At 36.1% G+C, this 21,620-nt stretch carries 23 protein-coding genes and 1 pseudogene; 5 read left to right on the plus strand and 19 right to left on the minus strand.

Annotated elements, in window-relative coordinates; genetic code table 11:
* Positions 1–164 precede the first annotated feature (164 nt).
* Complete coding sequence (locus BR72_RS11610; protein WP_035433187.1) at positions 165–605, plus strand: DUF1641 domain-containing protein; 441 nt, start codon at positions 165–167, stop codon at positions 603–605.
* Between the two features lie 44 nt (positions 606–649).
* Complete coding sequence (locus tag BR72_RS11615) at positions 650–1,828, plus strand: NAD(P)/FAD-dependent oxidoreductase (RefSeq protein ID WP_035433189.1); 1,179 nt, start codon at positions 650–652, stop codon at positions 1,826–1,828.
* A gap of 537 nt (positions 1,829–2,365) precedes the next feature.
* Here the strand turns inward: BR72_RS11615 and BR72_RS11620 are convergent.
* The 5 genes and pseudogenes from BR72_RS11620 to BR72_RS11640 form a co-directional block, all read right to left on the minus strand.
* The gene (locus BR72_RS11620) at positions 2,366–3,547 is read right to left on the minus strand and encodes a NupC/NupG family nucleoside CNT transporter (RefSeq protein ID WP_035433190.1); all 1,182 of its coding nucleotides are present in this window, start codon (positions 3,545–3,547) and stop codon (positions 2,366–2,368) included.
* A gap of 305 nt (positions 3,548–3,852) precedes the next feature.
* Complete coding sequence (locus tag BR72_RS11625) at positions 3,853–5,277, minus strand: alanine/glycine:cation symporter family protein (protein ID WP_035433191.1); 1,425 nt, start codon at positions 5,275–5,277, stop codon at positions 3,853–3,855.
* Between the two features lie 156 nt (positions 5,278–5,433).
* Positions 5,434–5,994: pseudogene (locus BR72_RS11630) on the minus strand (alanine:cation symporter family protein); the annotation flags it as partial.
* A gap of 453 nt (positions 5,995–6,447) precedes the next feature.
* Complete coding sequence (locus BR72_RS11635; RefSeq protein WP_035433193.1) at positions 6,448–6,714, minus strand: ArsR/SmtB family transcription factor; 267 nt, start codon at positions 6,712–6,714, stop codon at positions 6,448–6,450.
* 148 nt (positions 6,715–6,862) lie between these two features.
* Complete coding sequence (locus BR72_RS11640; RefSeq protein ID WP_035433195.1) at positions 6,863–7,750, minus strand: thioester domain-containing protein; 888 nt, start codon at positions 7,748–7,750, stop codon at positions 6,863–6,865.
* Between the two features lie 178 nt (positions 7,751–7,928).
* On the opposite strand from BR72_RS11640, the gene BR72_RS11645 reads away from it, so the two are divergent.
* Positions 7,929–8,531, plus strand: a complete 603-nt coding sequence (locus tag BR72_RS11645; protein WP_035433197.1) for a DedA family protein — start codon at positions 7,929–7,931, stop codon at positions 8,529–8,531.
* Positions 8,532–8,578: 47 nt separating this feature from the next.
* On the opposite strand, the gene BR72_RS11650 is transcribed toward BR72_RS11645, so the two are convergent.
* The 6 genes from BR72_RS11650 to BR72_RS11675 form a co-directional block, all read right to left on the minus strand.
* Entirely contained in the window at positions 8,579–8,701 is a 123-nt protein-coding gene (locus BR72_RS11650) for a DUF4023 domain-containing protein (protein ID WP_035433200.1), read from the minus strand.
* 66 nt (positions 8,702–8,767) lie between these two features.
* Complete coding sequence (locus BR72_RS11655; protein WP_035433202.1) at positions 8,768–10,162, minus strand: DUF4179 domain-containing protein; 1,395 nt, start codon at positions 10,160–10,162, stop codon at positions 8,768–8,770.
* Complete coding sequence (locus BR72_RS11660) at positions 10,132–10,683, minus strand: sigma-70 family RNA polymerase sigma factor (RefSeq protein WP_035433204.1); 552 nt, start codon at positions 10,681–10,683, stop codon at positions 10,132–10,134. Before BR72_RS11660 ends, BR72_RS11655 begins: the two co-directional genes overlap by 31 nt.
* 428 nt (positions 10,684–11,111) lie before the next feature.
* Positions 11,112–12,170, minus strand: coding sequence for an endonuclease/exonuclease/phosphatase family protein (locus tag BR72_RS11665; RefSeq protein WP_035433206.1), 1,059 nt, complete (start codon positions 12,168–12,170; stop codon positions 11,112–11,114).
* Positions 12,171–12,481: 311 nt separating this feature from the next.
* Positions 12,482–13,084 (minus strand): nitroreductase family protein, encoded by a 603-nt coding sequence (locus BR72_RS11670; RefSeq protein WP_035433208.1) that lies wholly within the window; start codon positions 13,082–13,084, stop codon positions 12,482–12,484.
* Positions 13,085–13,138: 54 nt separating this feature from the next.
* Positions 13,139–13,789 carry a DsbA family oxidoreductase gene (locus tag BR72_RS11675; protein ID WP_035433210.1) on the minus strand — a complete coding sequence of 217 codons (651 nt, stop codon included), beginning with the start codon at positions 13,787–13,789 and terminating at the stop codon, positions 13,139–13,141.
* 316 nt (positions 13,790–14,105) lie between these two features.
* Between BR72_RS11675 and BR72_RS11680 the strand changes: the two genes are divergently transcribed.
* Positions 14,106–14,417 carry a heavy metal-binding domain-containing protein gene (locus BR72_RS11680; RefSeq protein ID WP_035433213.1) on the plus strand — a complete coding sequence of 104 codons (312 nt, stop codon included), beginning with the start codon at positions 14,106–14,108 and terminating at the stop codon, positions 14,415–14,417.
* 538 nt (positions 14,418–14,955) lie between these two features.
* Here BR72_RS11680 and BR72_RS11690 read toward each other — a convergent pair.
* The 5 genes from BR72_RS11690 to BR72_RS11710 all read right to left on the minus strand — a co-directional run bounded on the left by BR72_RS11690 (position 14,956) and on the right by BR72_RS11710 (position 19,355).
* The gene (locus BR72_RS11690; RefSeq protein WP_035433251.1) at positions 14,956–16,428 is read right to left on the minus strand and encodes a sensor histidine kinase; all 1,473 of its coding nucleotides are present in this window, start codon (positions 16,426–16,428) and stop codon (positions 14,956–14,958) included.
* A 25-nt stretch (positions 16,429–16,453) separates the two neighbouring features.
* The gene (locus BR72_RS11695; protein ID WP_035433218.1) at positions 16,454–17,155 is read right to left on the minus strand and encodes a response regulator transcription factor; all 702 of its coding nucleotides are present in this window, start codon (positions 17,153–17,155) and stop codon (positions 16,454–16,456) included.
* Between the two features lie 69 nt (positions 17,156–17,224).
* Complete coding sequence (locus BR72_RS11700; RefSeq protein WP_035433220.1) at positions 17,225–17,809, minus strand: DedA family protein; 585 nt, start codon at positions 17,807–17,809, stop codon at positions 17,225–17,227.
* Positions 17,796–18,386: a class I SAM-dependent methyltransferase gene (locus tag BR72_RS11705; RefSeq protein ID WP_035433222.1), complete on the minus strand. Its 591-nt coding sequence runs from the start codon at positions 18,384–18,386 to the stop codon at positions 17,796–17,798. The genes BR72_RS11700 and BR72_RS11705 overlap by 14 nt, the downstream gene beginning before the upstream one ends.
* Positions 18,387–18,614: 228 nt before the next feature.
* Positions 18,615–19,355 carry an SDR family NAD(P)-dependent oxidoreductase gene (locus tag BR72_RS11710; RefSeq protein ID WP_035433223.1) on the minus strand — a complete coding sequence of 247 codons (741 nt, stop codon included), beginning with the start codon at positions 19,353–19,355 and terminating at the stop codon, positions 18,615–18,617.
* Positions 19,356–19,527: 172 nt separating this feature from the next.
* On the opposite strand from BR72_RS11710, the gene BR72_RS11715 reads away from it, so the two are divergent.
* Positions 19,528–20,346, plus strand: coding sequence for a LysR family transcriptional regulator (locus BR72_RS11715; protein ID WP_035433225.1), 819 nt, complete (start codon positions 19,528–19,530; stop codon positions 20,344–20,346).
* A 3-nt stretch (positions 20,347–20,349) separates the two neighbouring features.
* On the opposite strand, the gene BR72_RS26400 is transcribed toward BR72_RS11715, so the two are convergent.
* The 3 genes from BR72_RS26400 to BR72_RS11725 form a co-directional block, all read right to left on the minus strand.
* Complete coding sequence (locus tag BR72_RS26400; RefSeq protein ID WP_156107939.1) at positions 20,350–20,526, minus strand: hypothetical protein; 177 nt, start codon at positions 20,524–20,526, stop codon at positions 20,350–20,352.
* Positions 20,527–20,884: 358 nt separating this feature from the next.
* Entirely contained in the window at positions 20,885–21,220 is a 336-nt protein-coding gene (locus BR72_RS11720; RefSeq protein WP_035433227.1) for a zinc ribbon domain-containing protein YjdM, read from the minus strand.
* A 115-nt stretch (positions 21,221–21,335) separates the two neighbouring features.
* Positions 21,336–21,494, minus strand: coding sequence for a XapX domain-containing protein (locus BR72_RS11725; RefSeq protein WP_035433229.1), 159 nt, complete (start codon positions 21,492–21,494; stop codon positions 21,336–21,338).
* Positions 21,495–21,620: the final 126 nt, after the last annotated feature.

Below are 21,620 nucleotides of genomic sequence, written 5' to 3' on the forward strand. Positions count from 1 at the left end.
TTCACCGGTAATAGTAACTTTAAGAGCATCTTGCCCTAAATCTTTGTATAAAGTTTTATAAATTTCCTCGAGTTGTACGGACGAAGGAACCTTGCCTGTAATGGGGAATCTTCTTTCATTCCCAAAAATTTAAGAAGTATTGCTATCGTAAAGGAGAATTGGAGATGCCAGAAACAATCACTCAAACAAAGCCTGAACAAGAATCATTACAAATTTCTGCTAACAAAGGACAGCTTGACGTACTTGATCAGCTATTAAAGCCTGAAGTTCAAGAGTCTTTAACTACATTAGTAGAACAACTTCCAAAATTAACTGAGCTAGTTAACATTTTAACAAAATCATATGATTTCGCTCAAGCAGTCGCTACTGATGAAGTATTAAAAAATGATACTGTTGGAGCGATCCAAGAACTTGCAGAACCTGTAAAAGATACAGTGAAAAGCATTGCTGCAACTGCTATTGAAGCGAAAGATCGCGCTGAAGAAAGCAACGAAGTTATCGGTCTTTTCGGCCTTTTAAAAATGCTAAAAGATCCGCAAGCACAAAAAATGTTTCGCTTTGTAAACGCTTATCTTCAAATTACTGCAGAACGCAATCATAAATAATTCTTTCTTATACAACAATTAGTAAAGACGGGGGATATCATACTATGTCAAAACAAATTGTCATCTTAGGTGCTGGTTATGGCGGACTTCTTGCAGCTTTAAATGTACGTAAACATTACAGCAAATCAGAAGCACAAGTTACCGTTATCAACCAATATCCAACACATCAAATTATTACAGAACTACACCGCCTTGCAGCAGGAAATGTTTCTGAACAGGCAATTGCTATGCCATTAGAAAAACTTTTCAAAGGCAAAGATATCGATCTTAAAATCGCAACAGTTGAGTCATTCTCAGTAGACAAAAAAGAAGTAAAATTAGCTGACGGCAATACTTTATCTTACGATGCTCTTGTAGTTGCTTTAGGAAGTAAAACAGCTTACTTTGGCATCCCAGGATTAGAAGAAAACAGCATGGTATTAAAATCTGCAAACGATGCAAACAAAATCTTCAAACATGTTGAAGAACGCATTCAAGAATACGCAAAAACAAAAAATGAAGCTGACGCAACGATCGTAATCGGCGGTGGCGGATTAACTGGCGTTGAGCTAGTTGGTGAACTTGCTGATATTATGCCAAAGTTTGCAAAAAGCCACGGCGTAAATCCGAAAGAAGTTAAACTATTGCTTGTTGAAGCAGGTCCAAAAATCCTTCCAGTATTACCGGATGATTTAATTGAACGTGCAACTACTAGCTTAGAAGCACGCGGCGTTCAATTCTTAACAGGCCTTCCTGTAACAAACGTTGAAGGCAATACAATTGATTTAAAAGATGGTCAAAAAATCGTTGCAAATACGTTCGTTTGGACAGGTGGCGTTCAAGGTAACCCTCTAGTAGGTGAATCAGGTCTTGAAGTAAACCGCGGCCGTGCAACGGTTAACGAATACCTTCAATCTACTTCTCATAAAGACGTATTCGTTGCAGGTGACAGTGCAGTTGTCTTCGGTCCAGAAGGCCGTCCATATCCGCCAACAGCACAAATCGCTTGGCAAATGGGCGAACTAATTGGCTACAATCTATATGCACATCTAGAAGAAAAAGCATTCGAAGAGTTTGCACCAGTAAACTCTGGAACACTTGCAAGTTTAGGCCGTAAAGATGCAGTTGCTATCATCGGAGCAAGCTCAACTCCACTTAAAGGCTTACCAGCATCTCTAATGAAAGAAGCAAGTAACGTTCGTTACTTATCACACATTAAAGGTCTATTCAGCTTAGCTTATTAATCTGAATGATAACCCGAATCATGTTTACCTATGATTCGGGTTTTTATTTAATCAAAATTCTCTACATAACTTATTCGACAAGAAAGTAACATGCACCTTTTAAAATTTCTAAATATACTGTCTATTTTGTTACAATTTTGTGTAGTGTAATCCTTTCTTTTTAAACGGTAAAAAACAGTTCGCTGTGCCTAGGCGGACAGTAGAAAACTGTATGTGAGGCATCCCCCTCCTTACCTCGAGGGATTCTTCAATCTTTCATTTCCGAGTTCTTCACATCTTCTGTGTTCTTCACCTGTTAACTCCAGGCTCGAGCTAGAGTGCTCTTGACGAGGCGGCAAGTTTCACTTTATGTTACGCTCTGCAAATCCACTCGCACTTCTAGTAAGAAGTTACTTTGTCACAGGGCTTCAATCTTAGAATTTCTCCCCCAAGTGCCTGTCAGCTACCAGGCGACTTGGTTCTTATGAGCAGTGCCCAGCTAAGCTGAGTACACAACAAAAAAAGCAATGAGCCCGCTGCTCATTGCTTTTCTTATTTTTATAGCATAACCCCAACGATAATCGCTGATAGAATACTTACTAATGTTGCACCGTATACAAGTTTTAATCCGAAAGAAGATACAACATTTGCTTGTTTTCCATCGATACTCTTCGTTGCACCTGCGATAATTCCGATAGATGAGAAGTTCGCAAATGATACAAGGAATACAGATAAGATACCAACTGTACGAGCTGATAAGCCACTCGCTGCTTTTCCTAAATCAAGCATCGCAACGAATTCGTTTGTTACTAATTTTGTTGCCATAATTTGTCCAGCTGTTACCATCTCAGATGCTGGAATACCCATGATGAACGCTAATGGTGAGAATACATATCCTAAGATTGTTTGGAATGTAATACCGAACACAGAATCAAATAGACCGTTAATTGCTGCCATCAATGCAATGAATCCGATTAACATTGCTGCTACTGTAACTGCAATTGAAAATCCTAACATAATGTACTCGCCTAGCATTTCGAAGAACGTTTGATGCTTGTCCTCTTGTAACTCTAAAATATCATCCTCTTCACTTACATCGTAAGGATTTAAAATGTGAATAATAACAAATCCACTAAATAAGTTTAAAACAAGTGCTGTTACAACATATTTAGGGTCAAGCATTTTCATGTAAGAACCAACGATTGACATGGAAACCGTTGACATAGAAGATGCACAGAGTGTATATAAACGATTTTTTGGTAGCTTACTTAGTTGATCTTTTACTGTAATAAAAACTTCACCTTGGCCAACAATTGCCGCTGCTACTGCATTATAAGATTCTAATCTTCCTAAACCATTTACTTTACTTAATAAAAATCCAATTGCTTTAATAATAATCGGTAAAATTCTAAGATGTTGCAGAATTCCAATTAACACCGCTAAGAAAATAATTGGAAGTAATACAGAAAGGAAAAATGTGAATTCTCCTTTATTTACCATCCCACCAAATACAAAGCTAATTCCAGCGTCCGCAAATTTTAAAATTGCAGTAAATCCGTCAGAAATTCCTTTAATTAAATAGTACCCAATCTGTGTATTTAGTAAGAAATATGATAATCCTAATTGAATAACTAGTAGAATAACAATTGGCTTATATTTAATCTTTTTCCGATCACTACTTACAAGAAATGCCATTATAAATACAGCAATTAATCCGACAAGAAACATGACAAATTTCATACTTGAATCCTCCATTTTGTAGTCTAGTCTACCATGATGTACCAGTCGTCTAACGATAGACGTCTGACAATTTAGATTAAAAAAATAATTCCCTCAAAATTAAATTACCACCTACATTAGTAAGCGTTTGCATTAAGCGGAATTCTATACTGAATAATTATTGCGAAATATGAGAATGATATCAATTGGTTTCATCCATAAATTGATTGTAAGCGTTATCTTTCTAAAAAGCAATATATTTTTTAAAGGGAAAAATATACAGAAAAAAGGAACATAGACTCCCACCTCTATGTCCCTTCTCGTTACTATCCTACTTGCTTTTCTTTTTCAATCACTGGATCTTCCCAACATTCTGCATTTTTCAATCCCGGAATAGAACTTGCATGGAATACAGGATCTTTTCCTTCTTTCTTCTGCTTCATATAGTCTGTAAGTGCAGCAAATGCAAATTTACCAAGAAACGCAATCGCAATTAAATTTATGATAACCATAAAGCCCATAAATAAATCCGCTAAATCCCATACAAATTGGATCTTTGCAACCGAACCGAATACAATCATGGATAACACACTTATTCGGTATACCATCAACCATACTTTACTATTGTTTAAGAATCGAATATTTGTTTCTCCGTAATAATAGTTACCAATTAACGCACCGAATCCAAATAGGAAAATAAAGATAGCAAGACACCCTGATGCCCAAGAGCCGACATGTTCACTTAATGCTGCTTGTGTAAGTGCAATACCATTTAGCTCTGGTTGTTTGTATGCATCAGAAAGTAAAATAATAAATGCTGTGCTTGTACAGACAATCAGTGTATCCGTTAATACGCCAAATGCTTGAATAAGTCCTTGTTTCACCGGATGGCTTGTTGTTGCCGTTGCGGCAACGTTTGGCGCACTTCCCATACCAGCTTCATTTGAGAATAAACCACGTTTAACCCCATGCATGAGCGCTGCACCGATTGAACCGCCTGCTATTTGTTTAAAGCCAAATGCGTTTTGAACAATAAGAGAAAGAACTTCCGGCATTTTTGTTATGTTTGTAACTATAACAAATAATGCAATACCAATGTATAAAACTGCTAGAAACATCACCTTGTATTCAGCTATTTTTGCAATACGCTGCACACCGCCAAAGATAATCCCAGCGAAAGCAACAGCCATAATAATTCCTAAAGTTAAACGATCTGTACCAAATGCGTTCTCAAAAGCAATTGTAACAGTATTTGATTGGACAGAATTGAATACAAGACCGAAAGTGATCGTAATTAAAATGGAGAATAATACTCCCATCCAACGTTTGTTTAATCCTTTTTCCATATAATAGGACGGACCGCCACGGAAACCACTTTTATCTTTTACTTTATATATTTGCGCTAACGTACTTTCAACAAAGCTGGATGCTGAGCTAATAATAGAAATAATCCACATCCAAAATACTGCTCCAGGACCGCCTAATGCAATCGCAATCGCAATTCCTGTGATATTTCCCGTTCCAACGCGAGCGGCCATACCAATACAGAACGCTTGAAATGGGGAAACTTCATCTTTAGAACCAGCTTTTCCTTCCATTAACACACGGACCATTTCCTTTAACATTCGAAACTGTACAAATCTCGATTTAAATGTGAAATAAATTCCGCCAGTAACAAGCATAATAATTAACAATTTAGACCATAGAAAGTCATTTGTTGCTCCTAATAGACCCGTCAAAAATTGTTCCATATCATCACCTCATATCAAAGTTTAGTAGCCTAATCCATATAAAATAATCTTATTTTTCCGACATAAATAAACTCGCCTCATATACACATGTAACCGTACAGCTAACAACTGCACCATCATGCTTGTTCCGTATGCCGAATTTTTAAATTGGACTTATATATAACGCTCAAGCCCAAATGCATTCTTAATTCTTACAAGCAACTGTAACTGTATTTGCTTGTACATAGTTGAAAATTAGTCCATAACTAATTGTAATTAAGATGGAGAATAATGCTCCCATCCAACGTTTATTTAAACCTTTTTCCATATAATAAGCTGGACCACCACGGAACCCACTGCCATCTTTAATTTTAGGAATTTGCGCTAATGTGCTCTCTACAAAACTTGAAGGTGCTCCAATAATCGCAATTAACCACATCAAAAATACCGCACCTGGACCTCCCATGGAAATCGCTAGTGCTACCCCTGCTAAGTTCCCGATCCCGTGCAGACTGCAGAACTCATACAGAAAGCTTGGAAAGAAGAAACGCTGCCTTTTTTACGCGTTTTTCCTATCAATCCATCCGTCATTAAACGCTTCATTTCCCCTAGGTGACGAATTGGAACAAACTTAAGTTTAAAAGAAAAATAAAGGCCTAAGCCAATTAACATCGCAATAATTACATAAGTCCATAAAATATTATTCGTTGCCCCAACAAATTTTTCTAAAATGCTAATCATGTTGTCCCCCCCTTTTTCCTTACACAAATTCAATTGTAATTTAAATCCCTTCAAAAATCAACAATTTTCGACAAAACAACAATTTCATATGACATTACCTCTCGAATTCTCCATTTTCCTTCAAAATACTCTAAATTGCAAACGCTTACAAGAAAAAACGTTATGTCACATTTTCTAACACGGAAATATAATCCATTAAAAAAGCACAATTCTCTCTATCCGAATTGTGCTTTTTGATATGATTTTATATAAGTCGCTGCGCGGTAGGAAAAGACTCTGACCGCTCCTATACATAGCCAGTAAAATGCTTTTCTGCTCTTTTTCATAAAGTGACTAAGTAGTTATCAAATTTCTTCTCTCGATAAATCGGTTAACAGTCTAATATTGTATTTTAGAGCCTACAATACAATATTAGACTGTTAAAAAATATAAGAACTCCATTATTTTCATTTAAATGATATTAGCTACAATCATCTTCGTACGACTATCTACTACTTCATAATAAATTTCTAACCCTTTTCGAGTACCTGCGACGATCTTAGCAGCTTTCAACTTAGCTAAATGTTGACTAATCGTACTTTGAGGCATTCCTAATTTTTCATACATTGTCGTTACATTCGTAGGGCCTTTTGTAAGCAGTGTTTCAACTAAGCATAAACGTACAGGATGTGCTAATACCTTTAAGATTCCAGCAATGCTTTCATATTTTTCTATCATTTACCTCTTCTCCTCTTATATATGTGTTTATAACCTTCCTCGTTATATTATTCGAAGGGACATGTGATTTTATGTCCGTCGTTTTAAAAAAATTTTAGAAATTAAAAATCCCAACGCTTATACTAACTCGAAGCGTTGGGATTTGTTATTATTTTTTATATTTAGAAGGTGTTGGCGCTTCCCAATTTACTAACAAATCAGGACTCGCTTTTTCTTCTTCACGCTCTAAAAGAACTGTTGCATCTTGGATTGCAGGGGTACCTTTATATTTAATGGCTTGTAACTTCGAAAGGTTTGCAACAACTTTAAAACTAAATTCGCCTTTTTTTGTTGCTTTTGGAATTAAAACACGAAATTTTTCTCCTACGTTAAACTGTGTTTTTGCTTCACCATTTTCATTTACAAACTTTACGCCTTCAGGTGCATTCGTTGCTTGCACTTGATACGTACCTTTTTTTGCATTTGTTTCTACTGTATATAAATCGGTTTCAAAGAAATCATTTTTTAACGTTGCTGTTTGCTTTTCTGTCGGAGTCACATTCATCGTAATCTCTTGCACTTCTTGACTTTTCTGTGCATTCGCAATAATTTCTTTCACTGCTCTTCCTACATTTTTATTGCGATGCTCTAAATCATTGATATCGATTTGCTTCAGAGCATCCCATACAGCTAACTGCGTTGCATAATGCGCTTCTTCCCAAGTCGATACACCGAGTTCTTGTGGACTTTTTTGTGGATACCCATTAAGTAATACACGATATACTGCAACATCCGTTTTTCCTATTTCAGGTAAATCCTGGCCACTTGGCGATTTTAAATGCACATTTAAACAAAAGGCAATTTTTCCATCAGCTGTTTTAATGAGCTCAGTTCGAATTGGTTTCTTTAAAGATTTACTATAACTCCAATCCATTTGATATTTCGTATGATCCATTACTTCTGCAAATGCCTTTTCAAGCGGAAAAACGAGATTTGTTATGATGAATAACGCGCACACTAAGGCAATCCACAACTTATATGGTTGTTTTAAAATCATGCTTACAACTCCTCTTTAGATTGTATAAGGAAAATAACAAATTTAATATCTTTAGTATTTAATTGCGAGACGTTTTTATGCATGCTTTCTCATACAAAGTAAATCATTCCGTATAGTAATGAGTACATATAATTGGGTGAAACTAAAAAGAATACATAGTAATGGATGGTGATCACAAATAGAACAGCACTTAAATTATGTCATATCACATTATGGATATTTCGGACTAATCATGGCGTTAGTGGGAGGAATTATCGGATTACCGATACCAGATGAAACGCTATTAACTTTTGTAGGATATTATATATATCAAGGGAAAATGAACTTCTTTATCGCCTTATTAAGCGCATGGTTTGGCTCTGTAGTTGGAATCTCGCTTAGTTACATATTAGGAAAAAGACTCGGGCTTCCCTTCTTAAAGAAATTCGGCCCTAAAATGCACATTACAGAAAGCAAAATTGCCCGGACACAAACGCTCTTTCAAAAAATCGGTCCCACTTTACTGATTTTTGGCTATTTCATCCCAGGAGTGCGACACGTTACTGCCTATTTAACCGGTATTTCTCGCCTGCGCATTCGAACATTTTGCCTTTACGCTTATTTAGGAGCATTCATATGGAGCTTTACCTTCATTCAATTAGGATTCGTATTCGGGAAAGATTGGCATCTCATTAGCCACTCCATTCACCGCTATGGCTTGATTTTATTAATTGCGTTAGTGGTTCTTACAGCTTTGGCTTTTCTATACATTCGCCGAAAAAAAACAAATGCAACGCACTAAAAATTTGAAAACCCATCTTCAATACAGAAGATGGGTTTTCTTATCTCTTATTTATGCGTTTTATTCGGCTTCTTTTTACCTGGATTTCCGTTACCTTGGCGCTTTTTATTACGTTCTGCTTTCTCTTGTGTATCGTGCAATTTCTCTACAAAATTACTACTGTTATCCACTGTTGTAGCCTCCTTGGTTATCGTTCTTTTGTTACTATAACCAAGGACAGATAAAATCATGAGATATTATTTTACTTTAATCTTAACAGGCGGTAATGTTTTTTCAGGATGATACGGTGACATCTCCACTTCTAGTACATAATCCTTTAGGCTGAAATTCTTTACGCCATATTCTCCGTCCAATTGGAACGTTGCTTGAAATTGGAGTTTCTTCTTATCTAATACTTTCACAGTGCTTCCTTTTACTACATGACCAATCGGTGCAAATTCCTTATCTATATACTCAGAACCCTTGAGGTTCATAACTTCACCACGATTAACTAACTCATCCATAGATATATGTTTTGTATCCACATTTTGAAGTTTGTAATCCACAATTAGTCGCTGCTTTTTATGCTGAATTTTATTAATGATTATTTTGAAATCACTACGCGTACTCTTTATTTCAAATGGTGTTTTTTCATCTAGCTTCACAATCGCTGGTTTTTCGGACAATCGGACAGCAGGATACATCGTAATAAATTCCGCACTATCAGGAATTTTCCCGAAGATAGAGCGTCCTTCAGATTCTACATGATCGCCCACTTTTTCTCTGCCAAGCTCAATTCCTGAACTGGACAAATGAATTTCTTTTCCTTTGTCATCTGTTACTTTGTCGATTAACGCTAAGTCATTCTCTCCTACAAACGGATAAATCGCTTTGTAATCAATCGTTGTTGCTCCTTTACCGATTGTAATATTTTCAAAGTTAACTGTATGCTGCTGATCCTCACTGCTAATGGACTGCTGCGGGTTAATCTTTTTATTCTCTAATTGCTTCACAGGGACATCAAATTTCCAGAACCCTTTCGTTTCGCCAATAGATGTAATGGTGATTGGTAATGTTGTGTTTGGTGGTAATTCTTTTTCTGGATAATTAATACGGATATTACCAAGCCAACCATTTTCCGTTCTCCTCCCAATCCATGAAGCGGAACTCTGCCATTTCCGACTCCCATCAACAAGTTTAAAATCGTAATCAAACTCATTAGCAAAAGTCTTTCCTATCCTTACTTTTTTAGGATTATCCACTTTAAATACGACACTAATCCGTCCGCCATCGTAATACACACTTTGCATCGTTACACTAACACCATTGCTTACTGCTTGTTGATTCAACTCTGTTACAAGTTTACTTTCTGTGAGATCTTGTCCCATCGTATCATGAAAATAATCATACACTTTCCCTATAAGCGGAACTTCCGCTAATACGCGATTCATTTGCGGGAACACAAAACCTGAACCTAGCACACCTATACATACAGATGCAGCAGCTAACCATGCAATCGTTCTTCGTTTATATTTTCTTTTTACCGGTTTTTCTTGCTTTGCTCTATTCATACCTTTTTTTATCGCGATCTGTAAGTCTTCCCGCGGAACTTCGATTTTGTTTATTTCATCATTAAACCACTGCTTATCCAATTCTCATCACTCCCTCCTAATAATTTCTTTAACGACTTTCTCGCTCGGTGCAAATACGTTTTGACAGTTCCTTCAGGCACATTCATATGCCACGCAATTTGGTTTATCGAAAAATCATAATAATAATGTAAAATAATAACCGTTTGATAATTTTCATCGAGTTTTCCAATTGCTACTTGTAAGTCAATGTTTTGCTCAATTCCGTTTGCAATGTTTCGTACGTCCTTGTATTCCCTACGATCCTCTAATTGTTGCACCTTCTTCTTCTCATTTAACACTTGATAAGCATTATGTATTAAAATACGCGTCAACCACGTCAGAAAAAAGTTGGGCTTCTGTAATTGCTCTAAAGATACGTACGCTTTATAAACTGTTTCTTGTACGATATCTAGGGCATCTTCTTTATTTTGCACATACATATAAGCTGTGCGATATAACTGATCCTGATGAAGGCTAATGAGCTGCTCAAACGCGGCATCATCACCCTTTTTCGCTTTTTTCACTAACTTTATTTCATCCATCTTATCCCTCCTTCCACTTATTAGATAGAATATGGAATGTTTTGGTTTCAAAAATTTATATTTTTCCCATAAAAAAACGTCCCAATAAACCTTGAGACGTTTTTAAGACAAGTCTATCATCTATTTCTCTATAATTATTTCTAGACGTTTATACGCATACGCGACGTCGCTTTCACTTGGAAGCTTTCCTTTCCAACTAAGGCTTATTTTGTAACTACTCAGCCATACATTTCATTTAGAAGTTTTCAGCACATAGATTGCTGCCATAAAGATAAAAATGGCAATGCGCCTCGCTGCCTTATTTTGTTTTAAAACTTTGCGCGTGGCAGGAAAAAGCCCTGACCGCTACTATACATAGCCAGTTCCTCCTAGACCATTTAAAAAGATGCTTTTCTATCGGTTTTTCATGGAGGCACTGAGTAGTTACCCTATTTTAACTTAAACACCGCACTCACCGGATTATGATCGCTATTTTCAAACTTCAGATCATTTCCATGTACATTTACGATTTCTACATTTGGTGAAACTAAAAACCCATCAATAATTGTAACGAAATTCTCGCCTTCTACATACTTCTTCACATCATCGCGAACGGTCCAAACAGTAGGGTCTACTGCCCACTGGAACCCACCGTCTGTAAAATCTTTTGGCAATTGTACTAACCATTCAGGCCATGATTTTTGAAACTTCGGATCTTTTAGCTGTACATCAGAGACTAGTTGATTCCAATCACCGCCAAGTACCACATAGTCACCGTTTTTATAGTGTTTGTTCATATACTCTTTCAAATAATCAACTTGTTGTCTTCTTATTTTTCCGCCTTTATCATAAGCAGATAAATGAAGATTGACGAGTCTTAAATACTTTCCATTACTCACAGGAATTTTATGTTCAACGATTGCTCGGTCTAAATCAAATAATTGTTTTGGCCAAGGCTCTCTCCCCGGCAGTTGAAACCTTGTTGCTGCATCAATCTTATACTTAGAAAACGAACTCATTCCTGAATTCGTATATCCCATCGGATTAGTAATCGGAACGGGTACCCACTGTGCATGATAATTATATCCGAAAGAAGATTCATAGTGTTTCAAACCATTCTTAAATACGTCATATTCATTCACATCAAACGATCTTGATGATTTTGTATCTACCTCTTGCAATAAGAAGAAATCAGAATTTTGTTTTTGCAAAAAGGATAGCATGTTGTTAAGATTCTTTTCTGTTTGTTCTTTACTACTAGAACGAGAGCCTTTTCCCCCATCCATAAAAAAGTCTTGATCTTTATCCAAACCAGCATAGCCTATGTTAAAAGTCGTCGCTGTAAATGTATCTCCCTGTTTTAAAACCTTGTCATTCTTATTTTCTACATTTAATTTCTGAACACTAACAGGTTTCTCATCCGTAATCATAATATAAGCTAAAAATATAGCTACACTACCTACCGCTAATGCTACTAACCATAAAAGCACTTTAAATATCTTCTTCAAATGAATAACTCCTTTTTATATTAAAATAAATGTTTATAAAAAAATATACTGTGAATTCCCCTCCCTGTAATAAATAAAAAATAATTAAAAATATTCTGTATTATCAATCGATAAATATTCCTTATTTCATAAGGAAGCAAGATTATTTTATCACATTAACTATCCAAACTCCCATATAATATTGAACAAACAATAATGTAATCAAATTTTTAAACATTATATAAATATAAAAAAACGCCTCTAATTTTTGAGACGTTTTTTCTTTAAATATAGTCATACTCCTGTTTTTAAGTTAAAATCATTTGCTCTTCTTAATAAAATTTCACTACATCTTCATAAGCTAAAAACGTTCTTTCACCCGGCTGCTCATCTGGTTCACCAAATGGCATTTGGGCTACTAGGCTCCACTCTGCTGGAATGTTCCAAGTTTGTTTTACTTCTTCGTCAACAATTGGATTGTAGTGTTGCAGGGACGCTCCGATTCCTTCTGCAGATAAAGCCATCCATGTTGCATATTGCAGCATTGCACTTCCTTGATGAGACCAAAATGGAAATTGCTCTTTATATAATGGTGCGTTTTCTTGCATCGTCTTCACAGTTTCTTGATTTTCAAAGAATAACACTGTCCCTACCCCATCACGGAATCCTTGCAGTCTTGCTGCAGTAGCCTCAAAATTTTCTGCTGGAACGAGGGACCGAAGCGTTTCTTTTACGATATTCCAAAACTTTTCATGCTCTGCATCCATTAATACAACGAGGCGGCCACTTTGCATGTTAAAAGCTGATGGTGCGTATAAAGCTGTTTTTAAAACGTCACTTATTCTTTCTTTCGTAATGCTTTCGTTCTTTTTCACTTTACGAATAGAGCGGCGGTTCATAATAGCATCTTTAAAATTTTTTGTAGTAACTGACATGTTTCATCCCTCCAATATAATATTTTATATGTTGGTCATACACCAAATCTATTATTAACAATATCCATCTACATTACATTGCATTCCATCTAACTCATTTTCCTTACTCTTTGCTAGCTCTTGATCAATTGCTTTTGCTAATCTTTCTTTGCTCGCTAACCCTTGAATCACTTCATCACCAATAACGAATGTTGGAACAGCCATAATTTGTGCTTCTTCATAAGCATGTCGCAACGCTTCTTCTTGTACACCTTTATATTTTCTTGATACTAGCACTTCTTTAAATGCATCCTTAGGCAGCCCAACTTCATCTGCCAATTTTGTTAATACTTCAATGTCTCCAATATTTTGTTCCTCTTGGAAAAAGGCAGCAAACACTCTATCGTGAAACGCATTTCCTTTTCCATGTTCCTTCGCAAAGTGGTATCCCTCAAAAGCAAGATTTGTATATGGATGCGGAGAGATGCGAGGTAAACGCATTTCCACTCCTAATTTTTTTGCGGTAGGAGCAATGAACGAATCCCATGAACCTAACTTGTCAGGCTCTTTCCATGGATCAATTTTCGGATATGGACTTGGACGTAATTCAAATGGCACCCACTCTACTTCTACATCTTTTTCCTTTACAATCTCATCCAAAGGACCTTTTCCTAAAAAACAAAATGGACATATAAAATCAGAATACGCTTTAATTTTGACAGTCATATATATTCCCTCACTTTTTCGTTTATTCATAAGTTGTAACTATATAAGTTACATGTATAGCAAAAAAATATGCACAGCAATTGTAAAGCGACTACTAATTTTCATATTTATCACCGCTACGTTGTAACCATTATAGTTACATGCAAATTAGAAGTCAAGCGATCTAAAAAAGGTATTTCGAACTATGACTTATGAAACATTACAAAAGTGTCATCTTTATGTAAGGTTATAAGATAGTTGCTTTACTGTTTCCATGTAATAATGAGAGCATAAGAAACAACAATAAACTTTCAGAGATTATAGGAGCGTGTTGATAATGATCGTAACAACAACTAATACAATTCAAGGAAAAGAAATTATTGAGTATGTAGACATCGTAAACGGCGAAGCAATTATGGGTGCAAATATCGTACGTGATCTCTTCGCTTCTGTTCGTGACGTTGTAGGTGGCCGTGCTGGTGCATACGAAAGTAAATTAAAAGAAGCGCGTGACATCGCGATGGAAGAAATGAAACAACTTGCTACGCAAAAAGGTGCAAATGCAATCGTTGGTATCGATGTAGACTACGAAGTTGTTCGTGACGGAATGTTAATGGTTGCCGTAAGCGGTACAGCTGTACGTGTGTAAATAGTAAAGTAGGAGCACCTCATTGGAGATTGAGGTGCTTTTTCTTTTTAGTGAAATGTTGTAAAGTAGCCCCCTACTTCGCGAAGGGCTACTTACCACGATTTTGTTGAATTTTATAACGGGTTATCCTCGCTAAATGAAAACACGGAAAAGATACAACACTTAATAGTAATAAATTCGGTAGTGGATGTTTAACAAAAGAGTATACGAGAAATACCGCGATTACCAAACATACAGAACTAAAAATAGCTGAAATCAAACTTTTTTTAAAGATGTTTTCAGTCTGGCTCATCTCTAATTCTCCTATCTTTTTTCATCCTTATGATTACCTAATATTATTGTTGCTGCCCCTTTTCTCGGTTCCCTACAGCCCAAGCTAAAAACAAAATCGAACTAGTTATTGCAACCGCTGTGAACATTCCCATTACCATTTCCCCTTACTTTAAGTAGTATTACCCATATAATACCATTACATAGTTTTACAAATCATTACCAAAATCCATATATTTCTAATAATTGCTACATTCTTCATAAAACGTCACTCCACCACAACCGGCAATACAATAATAAACTGAACTACCCCGTTCTCATATTCCGCCCGAATTTCTCCGCCTTCTAGTTCCACAATGCTTTTCGCAATCGCAAGTCCAAGCCCTGAGCCTTCTGACACTCGACTTCTTGATTGATCTTTTTTATAGAAGCGTTCAAACAAGTTCTCTAACTCCTCTTTTGTAAACTCTTCACTTTCGTTTGCAATAGAAATGCGAATGTTACGTCGCTCTCTTTGAAACGAAACGATAATTTCTCCCTCATCTTTACTATACTTAATGGCATTCATTAATAAATTATCAAACACGCGGACCATTTTTTCTGAATCCAAGGAAGCGTATAAACGATCTTCGGGAAATTCTTTCACAAAGGAAAGACCATGTTCCTCTGCTTGCGGTACAAGTTCTTCAATTAATTGATCAAGAAGTTCGTTTACGCACACTTCTTGTTTTTCTAACATAATTTTTTCATTTTTTAACTTTGTGTATTCAAATAAATCTTCTATTAAGTTCTTTAACTGCTCTGACTTTGAAAAGGCAATTTTTATATACTCATCGTATTGTTCTCTATTTTCATATTTGGCATCACGTAATAAACGCAAGTATCCCATAATCGAAGTAAGTGGTGTTCGTAAATCATGCGATACATTGGTAATTAATTCATTTTTTTGCTTTTCAATTTTTCGTTCTTTTTCAATATTCACCATAAGCTCTTCTGCCATATGATTAATATTCTCTGTTAATAAAGCCATTTCATCTTTACCCTTTTTTTCAATCCGATATGCTAAGTTTCCCTTTGCAATCTCTTTCACGCCTTCTGCCATTGCTTCAATTTGCTTCATCTTTCGCTTCGTTATATAAAAGAAAGAAGCTAAAAAAACAACAAAACCAACAAAAAGTGGAAATGGGCTATCATTCTGAACTTCTATAATATCTCCTTGTGGTATACCACTTGCAATTAAATACATGTTTTTCTCTTGAATTGTAACAGGATAAAAAGTTGTAAATTCTTTACGCTTACTTTCATGTATTATATCTTGATCTTCATAACTAGAGCGATTTATTTTAAAGCTCATGATATTACGAATGGTACTATGAAGATTAATCTGTTCTTCCTGAGCCCCTTTTGTCTTATAGACAACTTTTCCATCCTCATCTACAATTAAAACTTTCAATGTTCTCTGATACTCTGGCCATTCAAGAATTTCTTGTACGTTAATTAAAGCACCCTCTCTTGTAATAACCCCAACAAGTCTTTCTGCGGTTGTATCTATTCCTCGCATACCTGACGAATAATCAATTACAGCATTTTTATTGACACCTTGAAAAAATGGGGACGAGGCCCATCCTCCTATCACGCCAAGTAAAATACAAAAAGCAAACGTAACCATTAGTTGTACACGTATACTTTGTTGTACTCCTCTTACAATTTTATATATTATTTTTTTTAAAGTTCGAACCATCCAACCAATCGGCCTGAATATGTTTTTAACTATCTTTCTCAATCTTATATCCCACTCCCCACACTGTTTTTATATACCGAGGTTTCCTTGGGTTTTCTTCTGTCTTCTCGCGAATTTTCCGAATATGTACCATGACAGTATTATCAGATTGAAAGGAATGTTCTTTCCAAATGCGTTCATAAATTTGATCCGCACTAAATACCATCCCGCGATTTCTCGCCAGTAACTCTAAAATAGAGAATTCCCTCGGTGTCAGTTTCACTTCATCATGCCCCACAATCACTTCATGCGTCGCAACATTTATTTTCATATCACCAATTTCAATTTCATTTTCATTTTGGATAAAGCCGCCGCTCATTTTCATATACCTACGAAGCTGTGACTTAATTCGCGCAATCAATTCTAATGGATTAAAAGGTTTCGTTACATAATCATCCGCTCCGGTTGTTAGCCCTAAAATTTTGTCCATGTCTTGCGTTTTAGCCGATAACATAATAATTGGCATCTCAGCTATTTCTCTTACTTTCATACACATATGAATACCATCTAGTTTCGGCATCATAATATCTAATACAACTAAATGTACTTGCTGCTTTTGTAATATTTCTACCCCCTCTGCACCATCCCCAGCTTGCAACACTTCATATCCTTCATTCTTCAAATAAATCGCAATCAAATCACGAATTTCTTTTTCATCATCTACGACAAGTATTGTTTCTTGACTCACAATCTCTCCTCCAACATTATCAATCTATTATAGGAATATTTTAACAAATAAATTTGAGATTTTGTTACATTATCCTTTATTCTCTCTGCCTATGTAGTACACACCGAATATTAACATAAGAACACTCCCAAAAATGAAACCATACTTCGTTGTGAGTTCTACAATGTAATTGATATTGCCTCCAAACATATACCCGAGCATAAAATAGCATAACGTCCAAACAAACCCTGTCATATATGAATATAAAGCATACGTTTTAAATGACATATTGTTGATTCCAACTAAATAAGGAACGATATGTCTTACTACTGGTATAAAATAGCTGATTACTAATGCATAATGTCCATATCGATCAAGCAATGCTTGTGACTTCCAAAGATACTTTGCCTTCTTCTTTTTCATCAATGCATCCAGAACTTTCGAACCTACTGTCTTTCCAAGGATATACCCTAAAGAAAGTCCTGATACAACGCCGAAATACGTTAACAGAAAGGCTGGAATTGGCATTAATATATGCATGGATGAAACCAATCCGCCGCTCATCACGATCATTTCATCAGGGAGCGGCATACCAACAATCCCTAACCATAAACAAAAAAACAAAGCACCGTAACCGTAATGCTGAATATATGATAACAACTCATGTAACTCCATACTTAACAGCACTCCCTACTTCTTTTCTACAATCTAGCACATAAGCTGGCGGGAAATTAAACCAAACCTTTGTAACAGATACTTTCGGAAAAAAAGTTTGTATAAACGATTTCCGGGTGAGCGAATATTGAAATGTGATAAACTCACCTTGTTCTTGTAACACATTCATCACATTGCTTAAAATACGTGATGATACTTCCATCGGTAACGAGGTAAATGGTAAACCGGATAATACATAATCGACCTTGTCTATCTGTAGCTCTCTCATGTACGTTTGTATATTTTCAGCCGATCCGTGGATAACGAAAACATTTGGATCATTCCCAAACTGCTTCTGCAAATCCCTCACAAAAACTTCATTAATTTCAATCAGAATAAACGTGGTGTGTTTCCGTTTTCGCTTCATAATTTCTCTTGTAAAAACCCCTGTACCTGGCCCTAATTCCACAATGTACCTTGCATCTTCAAAATGAATTGCATCCACCATTTTTTTCGCTAATAGTTTCGAACTCGGTGCAATCGCTCCAATGTGTTTAGGATGCTTGATAAACTCAGCTAAAAATGTAATAAGTTGCATGAAACCCCACCTCGTTTCATCGGTATTGTATAGGTCTCAGTATAAATTGCATTTCTTAACAAATAATGGGGAGGTTTCTTAATTTTTTCTTAAGAAACCTCCCCTATAAGAATTCCCTTTATCTACTGCTTTACGCTACCGATTCATTCTTCCAAAATGAAAAAAGTGCAATCATCTGAATCATACAAAGTGGCAACAAAGTTCATGCCAACATCAATTCCTACAACTTCAAAGCGTCTGTCCATTATCAATTGTAAATATCTGTCCCGTAATCGATTCTTGCGTCAATTGAAACAAAATCACCTCAGCAATTTCATCAGGCGTTGAAATTCTTTGCAGTGGTATGTTCCCGGCAAGTTCTTGCATCTTCTCTTCATGATTTGCCCACCATCTTGTATGAACTGCACCAGGGGCGATACTATTTACTCTAATCTGAGGCGCGAGTGAAATAGCTAACGATTTTGTCATCGTATGAATAGCCCCTTTTGTTACTGCATACGGAACAGACGAACCTAGCCCAGTTATTCCAGCAACGCTTCCTATATTCACAATTGCACCTGCCCCTTGCTTCTTCATATAAGGAACAACAGCCTTTATGCAATGAAACATCCCTTTCACATTTACATTGAAAAGAGAATCCCACACTTCATCTGTTACAGACTGCAAATCATCCATCGGTATTTGTGCTGTTATACTCGCATTGTTTACTAAAGCATCTACCGCACCAAAAGATTTCACAGTTTGTAAGACCATGTCTTCTACTTCTGTCCCTATTGCAACATCAGCTTTTAAAACGAGAGCTGTACCTCCGCGCTTTACAATTTCGTCCCTTGTTTCTACCGCTTCTTTTTCCGAACGGCTGTAATTGATGACAACTTTCGCCCCTGCATCTGCTAGCTTCAAAGCCGTCGCTCTTCCGATACCAGTACCGCCGCCTGTTATTATGACTACTTTACCTTTTAGCTCCATTGTCCCTTCTCCTCTTCTTATCATATTTGTTATCCAGCTATTCGCGGACAGTAAGCTCCCCACTGATGGAAGTTTCACTTTACCACTCATTGTATCCTTGCTCTTACAAAAGGTATAATACTGAATAATGAGGTTGATATCATTTCAAATGATATCAGTGGAGGGATTAATTTTGGAAAGTCATGACTTATGGATTTTTAAACATGTTGCCGAATTACAATCTATCTCTAGGGCCGCCGAAAAACTCGGATATGTGCAGCCAAATATTAGCCAGCGCATAAAAAGCTTAGAAGAAGAACTAGGTGTCAAATTACTGGAGCGTAATAATAGAGGCGTAACATTGACTGAAGACGGAAAAATTTTGTTGAATTATACAAACCAAATTATGATGTTAATGGACGAAGCAAAATCAAAACTAAACCCTAAAAGATGGCGAGAATCTTTAATTATCGGAGCACCGCAAACCATTTCCGCTGTAAAAGTTCCACGACTGCTTGCTTCTTTTTTACAGTCTAATCACAACATAAATGTAAAGGTAAAAACGGCTAATAAACTTCAATTACAAGAAATGCTTGCCTACGGAGAGGCTGATGGAATTTTCATAAGCACTCCATACAACGATTCCCAATTCGAAAGTGCTTATCATTATTTTGAAGACATCGTACTGATTTCTTCAAATGAACAACAGCAGCCAACGCTACTTGTAAATAGCGATCCAAGTTGTATATATAGAAATAAACTATTTGATTTCGCCGAGAAACAGAATTGGATTCAACCAGCTATAATGGAATTCGATTCACTTGAATCCATGCTCCAAGCAGTTCATGCCGGGCTTGGAATAAGCATTCTACCAGCAGATGTGATAGAAAGAACGAAAGCCATTCATCATCAGAAATTACAACACAAAATGAAGATTGATTTTATTATGAAACGTGGAAAGCAAAGGTCACAAAGTTTGGAGAAGTTTATTTTATTTTTGAAGGAATTATAATGTTTACTTTTTCTTTAATAGGAAGCTGATAAAATAAACAAGACTAAAAGCGATCGTATATCCTTGTGATCCTAAAATACGATTATTTGTAATTACTCCTGTATGAATATACCGAACGAGTAAGTTAACTATAAAGATAAAAACAACGAGTCCAATCCATAAAACGGGCTTTAATTTCATACTCTTAGCCTCCTATCATAAAACATAAGAATTCTTACAATATTGTAAGAATCTTGTTAGGCAATTCGATGTTTCCGTTTCTTCATTCCATGTATGCTAAAGCTAGAGAATATGACAAAGGAGCGGATTCTGATGAATGAAAATCAAGATTTATTATTTACCCAAATCGTTACTTGTTCTTGCTTAGGCGGCTTTGTATTATTATCTTGTATCGCTGGTTTAGTCAAAGTCGTTCAACAAATTTTCATGTAATCGCCTAAAGGAGTTAGAATTCGATGTTTAGAAAAAAGAAAACAGATTAAAAAGGATTACCTCTTATAAATATACAAGGTAATCCTTTTTAATTTCTATCCATACTTTATGCTTTTTTCACAAATTCAGATTTTAGTTTCATCGGTCCGAAACCATCGATTTTACAATCAATATCATGATCGCCATCAACTAAACGAATATTTTTTACTTTCGTACCGATTTTTACAACTAATGAAGTTCCTTTTACTTTTAAATCTTTAATTACTGTTACAGAATCACCATCTTGTAACACATTTCCATTTGCATCTTTAATTACTTTTTCATCTTCGTTATTTCCCGCTTCTAACGCCCACTCATGCGCACATTCTGGGCAAACAAACAGAACTCCATCTTCGTAAGTGTATTCTGAATTACACTTTGGGCAATTTGGTAAATTTGACATCAGTTTAGTTCCTCCACTCGATATTTATACTTTTCTATACTGCCATAGTCTTCTTTTATTGACAACCCTACCTAAGCATAACAAAAAAAGGAAGCCGAAATCCGCTTCCTTTTTGTTAACTCCAAAAGAATTGAACGATCTTCATTCCTGCCCATACCCCAACGATCCCCATAATTGCAGAGAAAACGGGCGGTGCAGGAATTGGGAGCTTTAATAACGTAAAGATTACCCCTACGATTAATCCTGCTAAAGTTGACATTATAATTTCATGCATATTGTCTTCCTCCTAGATGCTTTTTGCTAATTTATCCCGCTATTCGTGGGCAGTAATACTCCCACCTCAAAATTCAGCGAAAGTAAAGAAGTTAGGTGGGAGATAAACTGCTGGCATGCGCCCGAT

Origin of the sequence: Bacillus sp. UNC322MFChir4.1, assembly GCF_000746135.1 — a bacterium.
Lineage (GTDB): Bacteria > Bacillota > Bacilli > Bacillales > Bacillaceae_G > Bacillus_A.

Bases quoted from the DNA above. Each gene is read 5' to 3' on its own strand.
- BR72_RS11610 (WP_035433187.1), top strand. From the start codon at position 165: ATGCCAGAAACAATCACTCAAACAAAGCCTGAACAAGAATCATTACAA.
- BR72_RS11615 (WP_035433189.1), top strand. From the start codon at position 650: ATGTCAAAACAAATTGTCATCTTAGGTGCTGGTTATGGCGGACTTCTT.
- BR72_RS11620 (WP_035433190.1), bottom strand. From the start codon at position 3,547: ATGAAATTTGTCATGTTTCTTGTCGGATTAATTGCTGTATTTATAATG.
- BR72_RS11625 (WP_035433191.1), bottom strand. From the start codon at position 5,277: ATGGAACAATTTTTGACGGGTCTATTAGGAGCAACAAATGACTTTCTA.
- BR72_RS11635 (WP_035433193.1), bottom strand. From the start codon at position 6,714: ATGATAGAAAAATATGAAAGCATTGCTGGAATCTTAAAGGTATTAGCA.
- BR72_RS11640 (WP_035433195.1), bottom strand. From the start codon at position 7,750: ATGATTTTAAAACAACCATATAAGTTGTGGATTGCCTTAGTGTGCGCG.
- BR72_RS11660 (WP_035433204.1), bottom strand. From the start codon at position 10,683: ATGGATGAAATAAAGTTAGTGAAAAAAGCGAAAAAGGGTGATGATGCC.
- BR72_RS11670 (WP_035433208.1), bottom strand. From the start codon at position 13,084: ATGTCAGTTACTACAAAAAATTTTAAAGATGCTATTATGAACCGCCGC.
- BR72_RS11675 (WP_035433210.1), bottom strand. From the start codon at position 13,789: ATGACTGTCAAAATTAAAGCGTATTCTGATTTTATATGTCCATTTTGT.
- BR72_RS11680 (WP_035433213.1), top strand. From the start codon at position 14,106: ATGATCGTAACAACAACTAATACAATTCAAGGAAAAGAAATTATTGAG.
- BR72_RS11690 (WP_035433251.1), bottom strand. From the start codon at position 16,428: ATGGTTCGAACTTTAAAAAAAATAATATATAAAATTGTAAGAGGAGTA.
- BR72_RS11700 (WP_035433220.1), bottom strand. From the start codon at position 17,809: ATGGAGTTACATGAGTTGTTATCATATATTCAGCATTACGGTTACGGT.
- BR72_RS11705 (WP_035433222.1), bottom strand. From the start codon at position 18,386: ATGCAACTTATTACATTTTTAGCTGAGTTTATCAAGCATCCTAAACAC.
- BR72_RS11710 (WP_035433223.1), bottom strand. From the start codon at position 19,355: ATGGAGCTAAAAGGTAAAGTAGTCATAATAACAGGCGGCGGTACTGGT.
- BR72_RS26400 (WP_156107939.1), bottom strand. From the start codon at position 20,526: ATGAAATTAAAGCCCGTTTTATGGATTGGACTCGTTGTTTTTATCTTT.
- BR72_RS11720 (WP_035433227.1), bottom strand. From the start codon at position 21,220: ATGTCAAATTTACCAAATTGCCCAAAGTGTAATTCAGAATACACTTAC.
- BR72_RS11725 (WP_035433229.1), bottom strand. From the start codon at position 21,494: ATGCATGAAATTATAATGTCAACTTTAGCAGGATTAATCGTAGGGGTA.